Here is a 17,174-nt window from a genome sequence, read left to right on the forward strand (position 1 = left end):
GGGCTGGCTGCACTTCTACAATCATCACCGACCCCACAGCTCAACCGGCGGCAAACCGCCGGTCACCCGGCTGACCAACCTCCCTGGACATCACAACTAGCGCAGGTCGGCCCGGTCCGCCGACGGCACGTGCTCGCCGCCCGCAGCGGCCTGGTGGGTGGTCGCCGCCGGGATCGAGCCGGCCAGCGGGACCGAAGCCGACGTCCGGGCCAGGTCCAGTGTCACCCGGCCCGGCTGGGCGGGTCCGCGGATGAAACTGCCGTCCGTGCCGCCGATGATCAACGCCAGCGCGTGCCCGCGCGGCACGATGTGGTCCGTCGAGGCCAGCCGGAACGTCATCGTGTACGCCGTGCCCGGGGTCAGCGGCCGTTCCTGCGAAAGGGACGCGTAGTTCGCCAGGTCCGCCCAGCCGCGGCTGAGGATCGTGTAGTTCACCTTCTTCACGTCCGCGGAAGCGATCCGGTAGCAGGCGTCGTCACCGGCGGACGACGAGCCCCAGCAGTTCTCGGAGCTTCCGGTCTTGATCCCCTCGCCGCTCCCCGCGAAGTTGCGGATCGTCGCCGCGCCGAGGTCCACCAGCAGCGCCGACACCCGCGCCGACGACGTGCTCGGCGTCGCCGTCACCGTCACCGAAGTCGTCCCCGACACCTGCACGTCGGACGTCAGCGCCCCGGTCGAGTACGTCACCGCCGCGCTGCCCGGGTTCGTCACCCAGGTGTCCTCGCCCAGGCTCGGGTTGTCGGTGAACGACGCCGTCCCGGACGACGGGGAAGTGCCCAGCGTGCCGGACGCCCCCGGCCGCAGCGTCGTCGCCACCGCGCCGGCCGCCGGGTACGCGCTCTGGTCCGCCCACTGGTCCGGCTGCCGCTCGACGCTGGCCTGCGGCCCGTTCTGGACGCCGTTGTCGATCCCCAGCAGGTAGTGGTCGAACCACCGGTGCAGCAGGTCGACCCAGTCCGCGCGCCGGTAGTCGAACGGGTCGACGTGCCCGGTCTGCGACAGCCAGATCTTCTTCTCGACCTTCAGCCCGGCCCACCACTGTCCGAAGTGGATGGTCTTGACGTTGAGGTCGTTGACGCCGTGGGACAGCAGCACGCTCGCCCGCACGCTGCCCGCCCGCCGGACGTAGTCACGGTCCGCCCAGAGCGGCCCGTAGTCGCCGTTCGCGGTGGCGCCGGAGGCCAGCACCTGGTTCTGCGCCGAGCAGTTCTGCCCGCCGTTGCGCGCTTCGACCGTGCGCGCGAGCCCGTCCGGGTTGAAGCCGAAGGTCGCGCCGTCCGAGCGGTAGTAGTCGTACCAGGAGCTGATCGCCGAGATCGGGACGATCGTCTTCAAGCCCGCCACCCCGGTCGCCGCGACGCCGTTGGCGATCGTGCCGTCGTAGGACTTGCCGATCATCCCGACGTTCCCGGTGCTCCAGCTCGCCGGCACCGTACTGCCGCCGGTCTTCGCGCTGTAGCCGGTCGCGCGGCCGTTCAGCCAGTCGACGACCTTGCGCGCGGAGTCGACGTCCGACGCGCCGCCGACGTCCGCGCAGCCGGCCGAGCGGTTCGTCCCGGCCAGGTCGACCAGCACGATCGCGTACCCGCGCGGGACGAAGTAGTTGTCGTAGAACAGCGGGAACTTCACCGGCTTCCCGGCGCTGTCGTAGGACTTCAGCTCGCTCTCGTTGCCGCGGCCGCAGCACGAGTAGTACGGGCTGGCGTCCATGATCACCGGAACGCGTGAGGTCGCTTCACCCGGCCGGACGATGTCGGCGGCGACGCGGTCGGAGCGGCCGTCCCCGTCGCCGTCGCGGCCGATGTCGACCCAGACGGTTTCGCGGATCGCCTTCGCGTAGTCGTAGACCGGCTCGCTCCCCTGCGTGGCCGCGGCGGCGGGCACCACCGCACCGGACAGGAGCACCGCGAGCACCCCGCACACCACTCCGAGTCGCATACCCGTCACGCTAGCGAGTGACCGCGACCGCCCACCACGGCGGAAAGTCGGGCGTACGTTGGAAATCATGACGGAGTCCCTGCCCGCCGTGAGCGTCACCGCCGTCGGTGTCGCCGCCCTGCGCGCGTACGAAAGCCGCCGCCCGGATCGCCTGTTCGACGATCCGTACGCGGCCGCGTTCCACGCTGCGGGCAGCGCCCTGCTGCCCGTCGCGCCGGGCGAAACCCCGGAGGGCGGCCTCGGCGCGATCTTCGCCCGGCAGGTGGCGATCCGCACCCGGTTCTACGACGACTACCTGCTGGCCGCCGGGTGCTCGCAGGTCGTGGTGCTCGCCGCGGGCCTCGACGCCCGCGCGTTCCGGCTCGCCTGGCCGCCGGGAGTGCGGTTGTTCGAGCTCGACCTGCCCGAGGTCCTCGCCTTCAAGGACGAGGTGCTGGCCGCCCGGGGCGCCGAACCGTCGTGCGAGCGCGTCGTGGTCCCGGCCGACCTGCGCGACGACTGGGCCGATGCGCTGCGGACGGCCGGGTTCGACGCGAGCGTTCCCACCGCCTGGCTGGCCGAGGGCCTCCTGGTCTACCTGTCCCGCGAAGACGCCGAAGCGCTGCTCTCGACCGTGACCGAGCTGTCCGCGCCGGGCAGCCGGGTGTCGTTCGAGCACCGGTCCGCCGAGACGCGGGACGGCCTGCTCGCCCGGGCCAAGGCGACCCCGGGCGCCGAGCGCGTCACCCGGCTGTGGCAAGGCGGCCTCGGCGGTGCGGCGCCGGAGTGGCTGCGCGGCCACGGCTGGGAGCCGGCCGTCGTCTCCCACGCCGAACTGGCCGCGAAGTACGACCGTCCGGGCGACGAGACCCTGGACGGGTTCGTGACCGCCGAATATCAGAGCTCGACGTTGCGGTAAAGCGCGCCGACCTCGGTCTTGGTCAGCCGGCGGATCGAGCCGACGCGCTGGTTGCCGAGCTGGACGTCGCCGACGGCGGTGCGCACCAGCTTCAGCACCGGGTGCCCGGTGTCCTTGAGCAAGCGGCGCACGATGTGCTTCTTGCCCTCGTGGATCACGAGCTCGACCAGCGACTTGCCGGAGTGCATGTCCTTCACGCGGAACTGGTCGACCTTGACGATGCCGTCCGGCAGTTCCCAGCCGCGCCGCAGCTCCTTGCCGAGCCCGCGCGGCACGAGGCCGTCGACCTCGGCGAGGTAGGTCTTGAGCACCCGGTACGACGGGTGCATCAGCCGGTGCCCGAGGTCGCCGTCGTTGGTGAGCAGCAGCAGGCCCTCGGTGTTCTCGTCGAGCCGTCCGACGTGCACGACGCCGGGCGTCTCCTCGTAGCGGCCGCGCAGGTAGTCGCCGACGCAGGGGCGGCCGCGGTCGTCCGACATCGTCGAGTGCACGCCCTTGGGCTTGTTCAGGGCGAGGTAGACGAGGTCGTCGCGCAGGTTCACCCGGGTGCCGTCGACGTGGATGATCGCGTTGTCCGGGTCGACGCGGCGGCCCAGCTCGGTGACGACCTCGCCGTCCACCTCGACCCGGCCGGCGACGATCAGGTCCTCCGCCGCGCGCCGGGAGGCGACCCCGGCTTGCGACAGCACCTTCTGCAGCCGGACGCCGTCGGGGTGTTCACTGGATGTCATCGATGGTGTCCACTTCGGGTAGCAACGGAGCGATGGCGGGGAGGTCGTTCAGTGACGACAGCCCCAGTCGCTCCAGGAACAGCTCGGTCGTCACGTACAGCGTGCCGGTCGTCTCGGGATCGGTCCCCATCTCTTCGATGAGGCCGCGCGCGAGCAGCGTCCGGATCACGCCGTCCACGTTCACGCCGCGCACCGCGGCCACCCGCGCGCGGGTCACCGGCTGCCGGTACGCGATCACGGCGAGGCTCTCCAGCGCGGCCCGGGTCAGCTTCGACCGCTGGCCGTCCAGCAGGAGCTTCTCCACGAACGGGGCATAGACGTCCCTAGTGTAGAACCGCCACCCTTCGCCGACGCGCCGCAGGTCGATCCCGGACGTCCGGTCGGTGAACTTCTGCGCCATGGTCCGCAGCGCGACGACGATCCGCGCCTTGGGCTGGCCGAGGGTATCGGCGAGGAGCTCTTCGCTGGCCGGCGAGTCGACGATGAGCAGCAGCGCCTCGAGGGCGGCTTCGAGGTCCTCGTCGGAGGTGACGTCCGGCATGGAGTCGGCGTCACCGGCGGCGACCAGATCGGATTCCGGATCGGCCGGATCAGGCTCGGCGGCGGCTTCGGGCTCCGCGGGCGCGGGCTCGGCTTCTTCCGCCACGAGGGGTTCGACCGGCTCGCCGTCTTCGGTCACCGGCTCGCCGGACAGTGCCTCGTCGAGCGCGAGCTCGGCCGCGGCCGGTTCGGGTTCTTCGGCCGCCGGCGGCTGTGGGGCTTCGGCCACTTCGTCGTTCTCCGGGCTCACCCGTACTCCTCTTCGTCTCCGAACGCGCGGTCCAGCTCGGCCGCCGCGGAGGCTTCTTCCTTCGAGCCGCCCGTCCAGCGGACGTGCAGCTCGGCCAGGGCCTCGCTCTGCTCGAACTGGACCGTCGCCTCGCGGTAGAGCTCCAGCAGCGCCAGGAAGCGCGCCACGATCTCCACCGTGTGGTCGCAGTCGTCGACCAGCTCGCCGAACGTCGCCTGCCCGCGTTCGGCCAGCATCACCCGCAGGATCGCCGCGTGCTCGCGCACCGAGATGCGGCCCATGTGGATGTGCGCGATCGACACCGTCGGCGGCGGCTTCGGGCGGAACACCGCCACCGCGATGTCGGCGAACTTCTGCGGCGTCACGCCCAGCATCACCTCGGGCAGCAGCCCGACGAACCGCTCCTCCAGGGCCACCGACCGCGGGTACCGCCGCAGCGCGCCCTGCTCCAGCTCGCCGAACAGCGCCGCCACCTGCTTGTACGCGCGGTACTGCAGCACCCGCGCGAACAGCAGGTCGCGGGCCTCCAGCAGCGCCAGGTCGTCCTCGCTCTCGACCTCGGCCGCGGGCAGCAGCCGCGCCGCCTTCAGGTCCAGGAGCGTGGCCGCGATGACCAGGAACTCCGTGGTCTCGTCGAGGTTCCAGTCGGTCCCCAGCGCGCGCGTGTACGCGATGAAGTCGTCGGTGACCTGGTGCAGCGCCACTTCGGTGACGTCGAGCTGGTGCTGCGAGATCAGCTGCAGCAGCAGGTCGAACGGTCCCTCGAAGTTGGCCAGCCGCACCTTGAACTTCGACGTGCTCAGCTCTTCGGTGTTGACGCCTTCGGGGATCATCCCGCCGTGCACGGTCTGGTGCTCTTCGGGGACCTCCGGAGCCGGTTCCGGCTCGTCCATCAGCCCTCGGTTTCGCCGCCGTCTGATCCGACCACCCGCAGCCGCTGGACCAGCACCGATTCGTCGCCGTTCTGGTCGAAGTCGGCCAGCAGCACCGCCACGGCCTCGCGGACCAGCCGGCCGCGGTCGACGACCAGGTCGTGCTTCGCGCGCAGCGTCAAGCGGGCCTGCTCCATGGCCACCAGCTCGTCGCCGGAGACGTACACGGTGATCTTCGCGTCGTGCTTGGTCCGGCCGGAGCCGTGCGGGGCCGCGCTGCGGGCGAGCTGGTCGGCCCGGCCGTTGCCCGAAGGCTTCGGCTGGGGCTCCTCGACCGGCTCGGGCGGTGCCTGGGGAGGGAGATCGAGGGCGGGACTGGAGGTGATCCTGAAGAGTTCCGACGCTCCGGGCAGGGAGGCGCGCCTGCTCACCGAGCGATCACCTCGCGGGCCAGCTGGCGGTACGCCGCCGCGCCGGCCGACTTGGGCGCCCAGGTCGTGATCGGCTCACCCGCGACCGTCGTCTCGGGGAACCGCACGGTGCGGTTGATGACCGTGTCGAACACGGTCTCGCCGAATGCCTCCACCACGCGAGCCATGACCTCCTTCGAATGCAGGGTTCTCGGGTCGTACATGGTGGCGAGAATCCCGACGATGTCCAGTTTGGGGTTGAGGCGTTCCTGCACCTTCTCGATGGTGTCGATCAGGAGGGCGACGCCTCGCAGACTGAAGAACTCGCACTCCAGCGGGATGATCACGCCGTCCGCGGCGGTCAGCGCGTTCACCGTGAGCAGGCCGAGCGAGGGCTGGCAGTCGACAAGAACATAGTCGTAGTCGTTCATGACCGGACGAAGGACCCGTAACAACGTGTGCTCGCGCCCTACCTCGGCGACGAGCTGGACCTCCGCCGCGGACAGGTCGATGTTGCTCGGCAGCAGGTCAACGCCGTCGACGCGGGTTTTCATCAGCACGTCGGTGGCGCTGACCGAGCGCTCCATGATGGCGTTGTAGACCGTCTGGTCCAGCTCGTGCGGCTGGATGCCGAGACCGACGGCGAGCGCGCCCTGCGGGTCGAAGTCGACGAGCAGCACCCGCCGCCCGTACTCGGCGAGGGCGGCACCCAGGTTGATGGTCGACGTCGTCTTGCCGACGCCGCCCTTCTGGTTGCACATCGCCATGATCTTGGCCGGGCCGTGCTTGTCCAGCGGCGCCGGATCGGGGTGCTCGCGGATCGGACGGCCGGTCGGCCCGATGCCCTCGAGCTTCACCTTCTTGCCGTTGCGCTCGGCGGAATCGTCGCCGTCGTGGTCGGCGGGTGTCGCGATGGTGACCTGGCTGAGGTTCGCCGCCGCCGACCCGGCGGACTCGGCCGGGACGGCCGGCTGGTTCGGTGTCGACATGGCGCGAAAGCTCCTTGTTCGTCAGCGTCCGCCGCAGCCTATGCGCGGAGTCGGAGCCCCGGCAAAGCAACGCGCCGGACTCGACGGGGCAATGTCACTCGACCGTCGGTGCAGGCTACGAAGGCCCTTCGCTTGAAAGACACAGCGGCGCGCAGCGCCTCCGTTGAGGGCGGCGGTGGGGGCATGGATGGATAGGGCCGTCTAGCCCAGTGCCCGCGGGTGCGCGGTCGCGTAGACCTCGCGCAGGGTGTTGACCGTGACCAGCGTGTACACCTGGGTCGTCGTCACCGACGCGTGGCCGAGGAGTTCTTGGACGACGCGGACGTCCGCGCCGCCTTCGAGCAGGTGCGTGGCGAAGGAGTGGCGGAGCGTGTGCGGCGAAACCGCGGCCTTGATGCCCGCCCGTTCGGCGGTGTCCTTGAGGACCTGCCACGCGCTCTGCCGCGACAGCCGGCTGCCGCGGGCGTTGAGGAACAGCGCCGCCGTGCCCCGGCCGTGCGCGGCGAGCGCCGGGCGGGCGCGGACGGTGTAGGCGTGCAGCGCGGCGAGCGCGGGACGGCCGATCGGCACCAGCCGCTGCTTGCCGCCCTTGCCGTCGAGCAGCACGGTGCGCTCGGCGGCGTCGACGTCGTCGATGTCCAGGCCGACCGCCTCGGAGATCCGGGCGCCGGTGGAGTAGAGCACCTCCAGCAGCGCGCGGTCGCGCAGCGGGCGCTCGCCGTCGGGCGGTGGGGTCTCGAGCAGCCGCAGCACGTCGTCGACCGGCAACGCCTTGGGCAGCCGCTTCGCCGGCGTCGGCGGCCGGACCTCGCGGGCCGGGTTGTGCTCGGTGAGCCCTTCGGCGTGCGCGAACTTGTGCAGGCCCCGCACGGCGACCAGGGCCCGGGCGGCCGACGACGCGGCCAGGGGCTGGTGCTCGTCGTCGCCTTCGCGCAGCGCGGCGCCGAAGGCCGTGACGTGCGCGGAGGTGACGTCGGCGATCTTCGCGACGCCCAGCCCGTCCAGGTGCGCGGCGTACCGGCGCAGGTCACGGGCGTAGCTGTCCAGGGTGTTGCGCGCGGTCCCGCGTTCGACGACCAGGTGGTCGAGGTACGCGGCGATCACGCCGTCCGTGCTGCCCGGGGCTGCCACGGTCGTCACCTTAGGCCGCCGGGCGCTCGTGACCCGGCAGAAACCCCGTTCGGTTACCGTGGATCCATGGGGTCCGAGGAGCTGCGCATCGGCACGGCCGAGCGCGAGGAAGCAGCGAGGCTGCTCGCCGATCACTTCGGCATGGGCCGCATCACCCCGGACGAGTACGAGACGCGCGTGACCGACGCCTACGCGGCGACGACCCTGGGCGAGCTGCGGCCGCTGTTCCGCGACCTGCCGCACCCGCACCCCGGCTTCTTCGGGCCGCCCCCGGGCACCATGCCGATGCCGACGCAGCAGGTGTACGCGCCGCCACCCTCGATGCCCATGGCGATGCCTTACGGGCCGCCGCCCGTCGTCTACTCGCACCGGTCGAAGACGGTGGCCGGGGTGCTGCAGATCGTGCTGCCCTTCGGTGTCGGCCGGTTCTACACCGGCCAGACCGGCCTGGGCATCGCCCAGCTCTTCGCCACCTTCTGCACCGGCGTCGGCGTGTTCTGGCCGATCATCGACGGCATCATGCTGCTGGTCAACGGCGGCACGGACGCCGAAGGCCGCCAGCTGCGCCCCTGACCGATGCGCCCCAATGTGGCGTTCGGTGCGTCCAACGCACCCAATGTGGCGTTCGGTGCGTCCAACGCACCCAACGCCACATTGGGGCGCTTGGGGCCGGCGGTCAGGACTGCTTGCGCTTGGCGAACGCCGTCGGGCGGTCCTCCCACGGCGCGTCCGCCGGGCGGGACGGCGCGGCGCCGGTGAGGACCGCGTGCGCGGCCAGCACCCCGGACACCGTGGCGCCGTTGACCAGCTCGCCCGCCAGGGCCATCCGCACGGCCTCGGCGAGCGGGAACTTGCGGATGACCAGGTCCGCTTCCTCCTCGCCGAGCACCTCACGGTCCACTTCGGACAGTCCGCGGGCCAGGAAGACCCGCACGACCTCGTCGGTGAAGCCGGGCGACGCGGCGACGTCGACCAGGGTCACCCAGTCGTCCGCGGCCAGGCCGACCTCTTCGACGAGCTCGCGCTTGGCCGTGCCGACCGGGTCCTCGCCGAGGTGGTCGATCAGGCCCGCGGGCAGCTCCCACAGCCGGTGCCCGATCGGGTGCCGGTACTGGTGGATCAGCGTGACCTGCTGCTCCTCGTCCAGTGCGACGATCGCCACCGCGCCGAGGTGTTCGATCACCTCGCGGACCGCGGTGTCACCGCCCGGCATCACGACGTCGTCGATCCGCAGGCCGACGACGCGTCCGATGTGGACGTCCCGGCTGGAGGCGACGCTGAACTCGTGCTCGCCCGGCGCGGTCACCGGGCCGCCACCGGAGCTTCGGGCAGCTCGACCGGCAGCCGCTCGGCGACCTTGCGGTCCACCACGGCCTTGACGAACGCGCTGAACAGCGGGTGCGGCCGGGTCGGGCGGCTCTTGAGCTCGGGGTGGGCCTGCGTGCCGACGAAGAACGGGTGCTTGTCGGCGGGCAGCTCGACGAACTCGACCAGGTGGTCGTCCGGCGAGGTGCCGGAGAACACGAGCCCCGCGTCCGAGAGCTGCTTGCGGTAGGCGTTGTTGACCTCGTAGCGGTGCCGGTGCCGCTCGGAGACCTCGGTGCTGCCGTAGGCCTTCGCGACCTGCGAACCCGCCTTGAGCTTCGCCGGGTAGGCGCCCAGGCGCATGGTGCCGCCCATGTCCCGCTCCCCCGCGACGACGTCGCGCTGGTCGGCCATGGTCGAGATCACCGGGTGCTTGGTGTTCTCGTCGAACTCCGACGACCCGGCGTCGGTGATGCCGGCCAGGTGCCGGGCGGCCTCGATGACCATGCACTGCAGGCCGAGGCACAGGCCGAGCAGCGGGACACCGCGGGTGCGGGCGTACTCGATCGCGCCGACCTTGCCCTCGATGCCGCGGATGCCGAACCCGCCCGGGATCAGCACACCGTCCACATCGGACAGCACGGAGGCGGCGCCGGACGCGGTCTGCGCGTCGTCGGAGGCGACCCAGACGATCTCGACCTTGGCACGGTGGGCGAACCCGCCCGCACGCAGGGCCTCGGTGACCGACAGGTAGGCGTCCGGCAGGTCGATGTACTTGCCGACGACGGCGATCCGCACGATCTCGCTCGGGTTGTGCACGCGGTCGAGCAGGTCGCCCCACACCGTCCAGTCGACGTCGCGGAACGGCAGGCCGAGGCGGCGGACGACGTAGGCGTCGAGCGCCTCGCCGTGCAGCACCTTCGGGATGTCGTAGATGGACCGCGCGTCCGGGCAGGCGATGACGGCCTCGGTGTCGACGTCGCACATCAGGCCGATCTTGCGCTTGAGGTCCTCCGGGATCTCCCGGTCGGCCCGGCAGACCAGCGCGTCGGGCTGGATACCGATGTTGCGCAGCGCGGCGACCGAGTGCTGGGTCGGCTTCGTCTTCAGTTCACCCGAGGGCGCCAGGTACGGCACCAGCGAGACGTGCAGGAAGAAGCAATGGTCGCGGCCGACGTCGTGGCGGACCTGGCGGCAGGCCTCCAGGAACGGCAGGGACTCGATGTCGCCGACCGTGCCGCCGACCTCGGTGATGACGACGTCCGGCGCCTGGCCGGTCTCGTCGGGCCCGGCGGCCGCGGTGATCCGCGCCTTGATCTCGTCGGTGATGTGCGGGATGACCTGCACGGTGTCGCCGAGGTACTCGCCGCGGCGCTCCTTGGCGATCACCTCGGAGTAGACCTGGCCGGTGGTGACGTTGGCCTTGCCGTCGAGGTCGCGGTCGAGGAACCGCTCGTAGTGCCCGATGTCGAGGTCGGTCTCGGCGCCGTCGTCGGTGACGAACACCTCACCGTGCTGGAACGGGTTCATCGTCCCGGGGTCGACGTTGAGATAGGGGTCGAGCTTCTGCATCGTGACGCGAAGCCCGCGCGCGGTAAGGAGCTGACCGAGGCTGGAAGCCGTGAGTCCCTTACCCAGAGAGGAGGCGACGCCTCCGGTGACAAAGACGTACTTGGTTGCCCGTGACTGAAGTCCCACGGGCCGCCAGCATATCCCACTGCCGCGGATCCGCGCGCTGTGACATGCCCGGGACGCCGGATATGACGCCCGCCACCCGCACGGGTGACCACGGGGATCGGCCTGCGGGACCCGGCCGGCGAGCCGTCCGCCGTGGACGGTGCGCCGGATTCGAAGACGTCGGCCGAGGTGCACGCGCTCAGCCGGGACCACCCTGGGCGTCGTCGTTCTGGTGGCCACGGCGGGCGTCCCGGTCGAAGATGCCCAAGATCTCGCACGGCCCGCCCTCGGCGCCGATCGCGTGCGGCAGCATCGTGGGGAATTCGGCGGCCTGGTTGGTCTCGAGGCGGAAGCGGCGGTGGCCGAGCATCAGGGTCGCCGTGCCGGACAGGACGACGAGCCATTCGCGGCCCGGGTGGGCGCGCATGCGGGCCGGGTTCTCCGGGGGCGGTTCGGTCATGCGCTGGCGCACCACGCTCATCCCGGGATCGGCCTTGACGGTCCAGCGCATCCGGCCGTGGGCGCCGTCGATCGTCGGACTCGTGACGACGTCGTCGGTGGCCGTCTCCACGAGCTGGTCCAGGGTGGTGTCCAGGGCGCGGGCGAGGGTGACCAGCTGGTCCAGCGCGAGGCGGCGCTGACCGTTCTCGATGCGGCTCAGCGAGGACTGGCTGAGGTGGGCACGGGAGGCCAGTTCGTCCAGGGACCAGCCCTGCGCCACCCGCAGGGCGCGGATGCGTTTGCGCACGAGGCTGTCCAGGTCGCCATCTTCTTGCGTCATACGCAAGAGCGTATGCCTCCGCAGCAAGTCGCGCTTAACGTCGTGGACAGCTCCGACAGGCCCGTTTCGAGAGGAACCCATGAGCACGAACCAGCCCGTACCGACCACCCAGACCGGCGGCGGGGGCGCCCCCGATGCGCGCCGGCTGCGCTCGATCCTGATCACCGTCTCGATCGCCCTGATGGCGGTGATCGCCTCGGCGACCGGGCTGAACGTCGCGCAGACCCACCTGGCCGTGGAGTTCGACGCTTCCCAGAGCACGGTCCTGTGGATCATCAACAGCTACACCCTCGCCCTGGCCGCGCTGCTGCTGCCGCTCGGCGCCCTGGGTGACCGGCTGGGCCGCAAGCCCGTGCTCGTCGCCGGGCTCGGCGTGTTCGGCGTCGCCACCGTGGTCGCCGCCCTGGCCCCGACCGCGGAGGTGCTGCTCGCCGCGCGCGTGGCGGGCGGGATCGGGGCCGCGATGATCATGCCGATCACGCTGGCCGTCATCACCTCCACCTTCCCCGAGGCGCAGCGCGGCAAGGCGATCGGCGTGTGGACCGGCGTCGCCGGGGGCGGCGGCATCCTGGGCATGTTCCTCGCCGCGCTCCTCGTCGACGTCGCCGACTGGCGCTGGCTGTTCGCCCTGCCGGTGGCGTTGATCCTGGTGGCGCTGGCCATGACGGTGCAGTCGGTGCCCGACTCCCGCGAGACCTCGGCCCACCGGTTCGACACCGTCGGCGCCCTCGTCTCCGCGATCGCCGTGACCGGCCTCATCTTCGTCCTGCAGGAGGGCCCCGAACGCGGCTGGACCGCGCCCGCGACTCTGATCAGCCTGACCGCCGGTCTCGTCGCCGCCGTCGGCTTCGTGGCCTGGGAGCTGCGCCGCCGCGACGCCTCGCTGCTGGACGTGCGCCTGTTCCGGGAGCGCGGGCTGTCGGGCGGCTCGCTCACCCTGCTGGTGGTCTTCGGGGTCCAGGCGGGCATCGGCGTGGTCCTCTTCCCGTTCTTCCAGGCCGTGCTCGGCTGGCCGGGCCTGCTGTCGACGGCCGCGATGATGCCGATGGCGCTCGCGATGATGATCGCCTCCGGCCTGGCCGCCAAGCTGGCCGCCGGGATCGGCGCACGCTCGACCATGGTCGTGGGCGTCGCACTGGCCGGCGTCGGCATGGCGCTCATGGCGCTGTTCGTCTCCGTCGGCGGCGGCTACCTCTCCGTCCTGCCCGGCCTACTCGCCATGGGCGCCGGCATGGGGCTGTCGATGACCCCGTCCACCGAGGCCATCACCGCCTCCCTGCCGCGCGAGAAGCAGGGTGTCGCGTCCGCCCTCAACGACGTCACCCGCGAGCTCGGCACCGCACTCGGCGTCGCCCTGCTCGGCGCGCTCGTGTCCGCCGGCTACCGCAGCGCCATCGACGGACGGCTGCAGGGCATCTCCCGGGAAGCCGCGGACGCCGCCCGGGCGGGCGTCGCCAACGCCGTCGAGGCGGCGGACAGCGCCGGCCCGCACGCACCGGACCTGCTCCGCGCCGCCCACCAGTCCTTCGTCGACGGCTGGCAGCAGGCGATGTGGGCCGGCGCCGCCATCATGGGCGCCCTACTGCTCTACATCGCCTTCTTCGGCCCCGGGAAGACCCCGGTCGCGGACGAGACCGACCCCGCCGAGGCGGTCACCGCCGGCGCTCGTGGTCAGGACACCTGAGCCGGCACCTTCGCCGGGCGCAGCCGCGGGCGCCCGGTGAGGGCCCGGCTGCCGGGCAGCCGCCGCAGGGCCTCGACGATCAGCACGGTCAGGACGATCGTCGCCAGGTAGATGATGACGCTCAGCCACGGCGCCCCGAACCGCTCCGCGACATGCGGGATCGCCGGCCCGAGCAGCGCCAGCGCGAGCGGGTGCACCAGGAAGATGCTGAACGACCGGTTCGCCGCCCACGAGACCACCCGGGCCCCGCGGCTGCCCTCCCGGCGGCGCGCCGCCCACCGCGTCGCGAACGCGTAGATCGCCGCGATCACCGTGAGGAACCACGGGATCAGGTACGGCTGGAACGGGTCGCTGGCCACCTGCGGGAAGGTTCCATTGTGGACGGTGTGGAAGTAGAACCACTCGGTGCCCGCCAGCACCGCGACGAGCGCGCCGCCGAGCAGCAGCCGGTGCCGGCCCGCCCAGGCGTGCACGGTTTCGAAGTGCATGGCCACCACGGCGCCGAACAGCGTGTAGAACTGGTACGGCAGGATCGTGCCGTAGAGGTGGGTGATCGTCTCGTAGCTCACGCCGAGCGGCTGGTAGGTCATGAACAGCGTGACGCCGACCTGCACCAGGCCACTGCCGAGCAGCAGCCACTTGTGCTTGCCCTCGGTCGCTCGCAGCAGCTTCATCAGCAGCGGGAACAGCAGGTAGGCCTGCATCGTCACCAGCAGGAAGTACAGGTGGTACCAGGCCCCGCCGGTGAGCAGGTCCTCGAGCAGCAGGCGCATCGACGCCTCGAGCGAGCCCGGCTGCTGTTCGCCGGTCACCAGGCCGTACGCCCAGAAGAACATCGACCACGCCAGGTAGGGCGTCGCGACCAGCGGGAGCCGCCGTCGCCAGAAGTCGCCCGCGGTGAACTCGCGGCGGCGGTTCTGGAACACCAGCACGAACCCGGTGAGCGCGAAGAAGGCCTCGCGGGTGAAGTGCAGCGGTGTCTCGACGGCGTTGGCGCCGACGTCCTGCGCGAAGTTCGTCGCGCCCACCACGTGGATGAGGATGACGCAGGCGAACGTGATCAACCGGAAGAGGTCGATCTGGTGGAGGTAGGGCGCTTTGCCGCCCGGTCTCGTGGCGCGGGCGGGGGCCTCGAGCGTGGCCTGGGCAGTCGTCATCGTGCCGCCGATCCGGCACCGTCGTCGGCGTGGTTCACGTTGTCAGACTTGCCACCCATTCTGTGAATTTCCCATGAAGCCGCTGGGAAGCGCCTGTTGGCCGGGGCCTCGCGGGGTGTCGGATATGCCACTTCGGCTCAAGGAGCGAAGGTTCCGCGATCATGTTAATGGGTGAGCTGCCTGGTACGCAGCGTGACCTTCGTCATCAAGCTGTGACCTGCGGAAAGAGCGACCGCAGGGTGACTTCCCGGTTGACCCGCACGTGTTCGATCGCGGACGCCTTCGCCCGCTCCGCGTCCCCGGACGCGATCGCCTCGTACAGCCGGCGGTGCTCGTCGAGCAGCTCGGCCCAGTGCTCGTTCTGGCTCGTGAGCCAGCGAAGCCGGCCCTCCAGGGGCTGCAGCATGGTGGAGAGCAGCGCGTTGCCCGCGATGGCGACGATCTCGTCGTGGAAGCGCGAGTTCAGCACGGTGATCCGGGCCGCGTCGCCGCGAGCCGTGGCGCGGGCGGCGTCGGCGAGGACGCGGTCGAGGCGCTTGAGCTCCGCCGCACCCGCACGAGCCGCCGCCAGCCCGGCGGCCAGGCCTTCGAGGGCCTCGCGGACGTCGAACAGCTCCTCGACGTCGACCCGCGCCAGCTGCCGGACGACCACCCGCCGCGGCGACTGGACGACGAGGAACCCCTCGGCCTCCAGGCTGCGGATGGCCTCGCGCACCGGCACCCTCGACACGCCGAGGTCTTCGGCCAGTTCGCGCTCGACCAGCCTGTCGCCCGGGCGGAGCCGGCCGGTCAGGATCCGTTCGCGCAGCTCCTCGCGCACCCGCTGCCGGGTGGCCGCGAGGGGTTGCCGCTCGTTCACCGCGCCCCCTCCTTCAACACCGCCGTAACCGGCCGTAACACGAGTTTATCGGCCGGAGGGTTGACTCGGGCGGACGCCGGGGTGATATTTGGGATTCCAAAGTTTGGTATCCCAAATCGCCGTCCCCGCACTGTGTCAGACGGGGCTTCGCCCCAGCCGGGGGCTCCGCCACCCGGAACCCCCGAAAGATACGTAGATCGGAGGGCCCGCATGACCGCCGCCCCGCTCACCGAACCTTCACAAGAGACACCGACGCCACCCGACCCGCGGCTCTGGAACGAGGACCTCGCCCCCGCGAAGGAACGCCGGTGGAAGGTCTACGACATCTTCGCGCTATGGATGTCCGACGTGCACAACCTCGGCAACTACACCTTCGCGGCCGGCCTGTTCGTGCTCGGGCTGTCGGCCTGGCAGGTGTTCACCGCCCTGCTGTTCGGGTTCATCATCATCTACGTCGGCATGAACCTGATGGGCCGGATCGGCCAGCGCACCGGCGTCCCGTTCCCCGTCGTGGCGCGGATCAGCTTCGGCACCTTCGGCGCGAACCTACCCGCGCTGATCCGCGCGATCATCGCGATCTTCTGGTACGGCATCCAGACCTACCTCGCGAGCGTGGCCATCACGCTGCTCGTGCTGGCCATCGACCCGGGCCTGAAACCGCTGACCGAGCACGGGTTTCTCGGCCTGCACGCGCTCGGCTGGATCTGCTTCGTCGCGCTGTGGGCGGTCCAGGCGCTGATCCTGACCCGCGGCATGGAGTCGGTGCGCAAGTTCCAGGACTGGTGCGGCCCGGCGATCTGGGTCGTGATGATCGCCCTCGCCGTCTGGATCCTCGCCGCCGGGCACTGGAACATCTCCTTCACCAGCAGCCCCAAACAGCTCTCCACCGGGGAGCAGATCCGGCAGTGGTTCGGCGCGGCCGGGCTCATCCTGGCCACCTACGGCACGCTGATGCTCAACTTCTGCGACTTCTCCCGCTTCGCCCCGGACCAGAAGACGGTGAAGCGCGGGAACTTCTGGGGCCTGCCGATCAACTCGACGGCGTTCGCGCTCCTGTCGGTGATCGTCACCGCGGGCAGCATGCAGGTGTTCGGCGAGGCGATCACCGACCCGGCCGAACTGCTGGCCAAGGTGCACAACACGCCGGTGCTCATCGTCGGCGCGCTGACCTTCGCCGTCGCCACGATGGGCGTCAACATCGTCGCCAACTTCGTCTCCCCCGCCTACGACCTGGCCAACATCTGGCCGAAGCGGATCACCTTCACCATCGGCGGGATGATCAGCGCGGTCGCGGCCCTGTGCGTGCTGCCGTGGAAGCTGTACTCCTCGCCGGCGGTGGTCAACTACTTCCTCGGCGGGCTCGGCGCGTTCCTCGGCCCGCTGTTCGGGATCATGATCGTCGACTACTACCTGATCCGGCGCGGCAAGGTGGACGTCGCCCAGCTGTTCGTCGACAGTGGCAGCTACCCGCGGGTGAACCCGCGTGCCCTGGTGACGTTCTTCCCGACCGCCGCGCTGGCCGCGGTGATCGCGCTGGTGCCGTACTTCGCGCCGGCCGCGCCGTACTCGTGGTTCATCGGCACGGCGTCGTCGGCGGCGCTGTACTACGCGGTGTCGAGGAAGCATCGATGAGGATCGTCGTCACCAACTGCAACACCACCGAGGCGATGACCAAGGAGATCGAAGCCGGGGCCCGCGCGGCCGCGAGCCCCGGCACCGAGATCCTCGCCAGGACACCGCGCTGGGGCCCGGAGTCGGCCGAGGGCTGGCTGGACAGCTTCCTGTCCGCCGCGGCCGTGCTGGACCTGTTGCGGGGCCTGGACGAACCGTTCGACGCCGTCGTGGGGGGGGGGGGGGGGGGGGGCCCGCCCCGCCCCCCCGAGGCAGAACATCCACCACAAAAACACAAAAAAAAAAAAAAAAAATAATTAAATTAATTATTGGTTGTTTTG

General features: G+C 70.8%; 16 protein-coding genes and 1 pseudogene. 5 read left to right on the forward strand and 12 right to left on the reverse strand.

Features of this window, described 5'->3' with window-relative positions; genetic code table 11:
- Positions 1–96 precede the first annotated feature (96 nt).
- A complete protein-coding gene (locus ACWEF6_RS40090) occupies positions 97–1,938 on the reverse strand; it encodes a Xaa-Pro dipeptidyl-peptidase (protein ID WP_449687746.1) in 1,842 nt (613 codons plus the stop codon).
- A 67-nt stretch (positions 1,939–2,005) separates the two neighbouring features.
- On the opposite strand from ACWEF6_RS40090, the gene ACWEF6_RS40095 reads away from it, so the two are divergent.
- Complete coding sequence (locus ACWEF6_RS40095; RefSeq protein WP_449687747.1) at positions 2,006–2,836, forward strand: SAM-dependent methyltransferase; 831 nt, start codon at positions 2,006–2,008, stop codon at positions 2,834–2,836.
- Here ACWEF6_RS40095 and ACWEF6_RS40100 read toward each other — a convergent pair.
- From ACWEF6_RS40100 to xerD, 6 genes are all read right to left on the reverse strand, one after another.
- Positions 2,815–3,567 carry a pseudouridine synthase gene (locus ACWEF6_RS40100; RefSeq protein WP_449687748.1) on the reverse strand — a complete coding sequence of 251 codons (753 nt, stop codon included), beginning with the start codon at positions 3,565–3,567 and terminating at the stop codon, positions 2,815–2,817. The two genes, ACWEF6_RS40095 and ACWEF6_RS40100, sit on opposite strands and share 22 nt — an antisense overlap.
- Positions 3,554–4,357: an SMC-Scp complex subunit ScpB gene (gene scpB, locus ACWEF6_RS40105; protein ID WP_449687749.1), complete on the reverse strand. Its 804-nt coding sequence runs from the start codon at positions 4,355–4,357 to the stop codon at positions 3,554–3,556. The genes ACWEF6_RS40100 and scpB overlap by 14 nt, the downstream gene beginning before the upstream one ends.
- Positions 4,354–5,250 carry a segregation and condensation protein A gene (locus ACWEF6_RS40110; RefSeq protein ID WP_310971400.1) on the reverse strand — a complete coding sequence of 299 codons (897 nt, stop codon included), beginning with the start codon at positions 5,248–5,250 and terminating at the stop codon, positions 4,354–4,356. Before ACWEF6_RS40110 ends, scpB begins: the two co-directional genes overlap by 4 nt.
- Positions 5,250–5,660 carry a cobyrinic acid a,c-diamide synthase gene (locus ACWEF6_RS40115; protein WP_449687750.1) on the reverse strand — a complete coding sequence of 137 codons (411 nt, stop codon included), beginning with the start codon at positions 5,658–5,660 and terminating at the stop codon, positions 5,250–5,252. Before ACWEF6_RS40115 ends, ACWEF6_RS40110 begins: the two co-directional genes overlap by 1 nt.
- Complete coding sequence (locus tag ACWEF6_RS40120) at positions 5,657–6,628, reverse strand: ParA family protein (protein ID WP_449687751.1); 972 nt, start codon at positions 6,626–6,628, stop codon at positions 5,657–5,659. The genes ACWEF6_RS40115 and ACWEF6_RS40120 overlap by 4 nt, the downstream gene beginning before the upstream one ends.
- 201 nt (positions 6,629–6,829) lie before the next feature.
- Complete coding sequence (xerD, locus tag ACWEF6_RS40125) at positions 6,830–7,732, reverse strand: site-specific tyrosine recombinase XerD (RefSeq protein WP_449687759.1); 903 nt, start codon at positions 7,730–7,732, stop codon at positions 6,830–6,832.
- Positions 7,733–7,825: 93 nt separating this feature from the next.
- Between xerD and ACWEF6_RS40130 the strand changes: the two genes are divergently transcribed.
- Entirely contained in the window at positions 7,826–8,332 is a 507-nt protein-coding gene (locus ACWEF6_RS40130) for a DUF1707 domain-containing protein (protein WP_449687752.1), read from the forward strand.
- Positions 8,333–8,435: 103 nt separating this feature from the next.
- On the opposite strand, the gene ACWEF6_RS40135 is transcribed toward ACWEF6_RS40130, so the two are convergent.
- The 3 genes from ACWEF6_RS40135 to ACWEF6_RS40145 all read right to left on the reverse strand — a co-directional run bounded on the left by ACWEF6_RS40135 (position 8,436) and on the right by ACWEF6_RS40145 (position 11,522).
- Positions 8,436–9,065, reverse strand: a complete 630-nt coding sequence (locus ACWEF6_RS40135) for an NUDIX domain-containing protein (protein WP_449687753.1) — start codon at positions 9,063–9,065, stop codon at positions 8,436–8,438.
- Entirely contained in the window at positions 9,062–10,762 is a 1,701-nt protein-coding gene (locus tag ACWEF6_RS40140) for a CTP synthase (protein WP_449687754.1), read from the reverse strand. The genes ACWEF6_RS40135 and ACWEF6_RS40140 overlap by 4 nt, the downstream gene beginning before the upstream one ends.
- Positions 10,763–10,940: 178 nt before the next feature.
- Positions 10,941–11,522: a helix-turn-helix domain-containing protein gene (locus ACWEF6_RS40145; RefSeq protein ID WP_449687755.1), complete on the reverse strand. Its 582-nt coding sequence runs from the start codon at positions 11,520–11,522 to the stop codon at positions 10,941–10,943.
- Between the two features lie 79 nt (positions 11,523–11,601).
- Between ACWEF6_RS40145 and ACWEF6_RS40150 the strand changes: the two genes are divergently transcribed.
- Positions 11,602–13,206, forward strand: a complete 1,605-nt coding sequence (locus ACWEF6_RS40150; RefSeq protein ID WP_449687756.1) for an MFS transporter — start codon at positions 11,602–11,604, stop codon at positions 13,204–13,206.
- Here the strand turns inward: ACWEF6_RS40150 and ACWEF6_RS40155 are convergent.
- Complete coding sequence (locus tag ACWEF6_RS40155) at positions 13,194–14,363, reverse strand: acyltransferase (RefSeq protein ID WP_449687757.1); 1,170 nt, start codon at positions 14,361–14,363, stop codon at positions 13,194–13,196. The two genes, ACWEF6_RS40150 and ACWEF6_RS40155, sit on opposite strands and share 13 nt — an antisense overlap.
- A 205-nt stretch (positions 14,364–14,568) precedes the next feature.
- A complete protein-coding gene (locus tag ACWEF6_RS40160; RefSeq protein WP_310971392.1) occupies positions 14,569–15,222 on the reverse strand; it encodes a GntR family transcriptional regulator in 654 nt (217 codons plus the stop codon).
- Between the two features lie 210 nt (positions 15,223–15,432).
- Here ACWEF6_RS40160 and ACWEF6_RS40165 point away from each other — a divergent pair, with 210 nt between their 5' ends.
- Both ACWEF6_RS40165 and ACWEF6_RS40170 read left to right on the forward strand, forming a co-directional pair.
- Positions 15,433–16,854, forward strand: a complete 1,422-nt coding sequence (locus tag ACWEF6_RS40165; protein ID WP_449687758.1) for an NCS1 family nucleobase:cation symporter-1 — start codon at positions 15,433–15,435, stop codon at positions 16,852–16,854.
- A pseudogene (locus ACWEF6_RS40170) lies at positions 16,851–17,081 on the forward strand (aspartate/glutamate racemase family protein); the annotation flags it as partial. The gene ACWEF6_RS40165 and the pseudogene ACWEF6_RS40170, both read left to right, overlap by 4 nt.
- Positions 17,082–17,174 lie beyond the last annotated feature (93 nt).

The sequence above is a fragment of the Amycolatopsis sp. NPDC004772 genome (assembly GCF_053601215.1).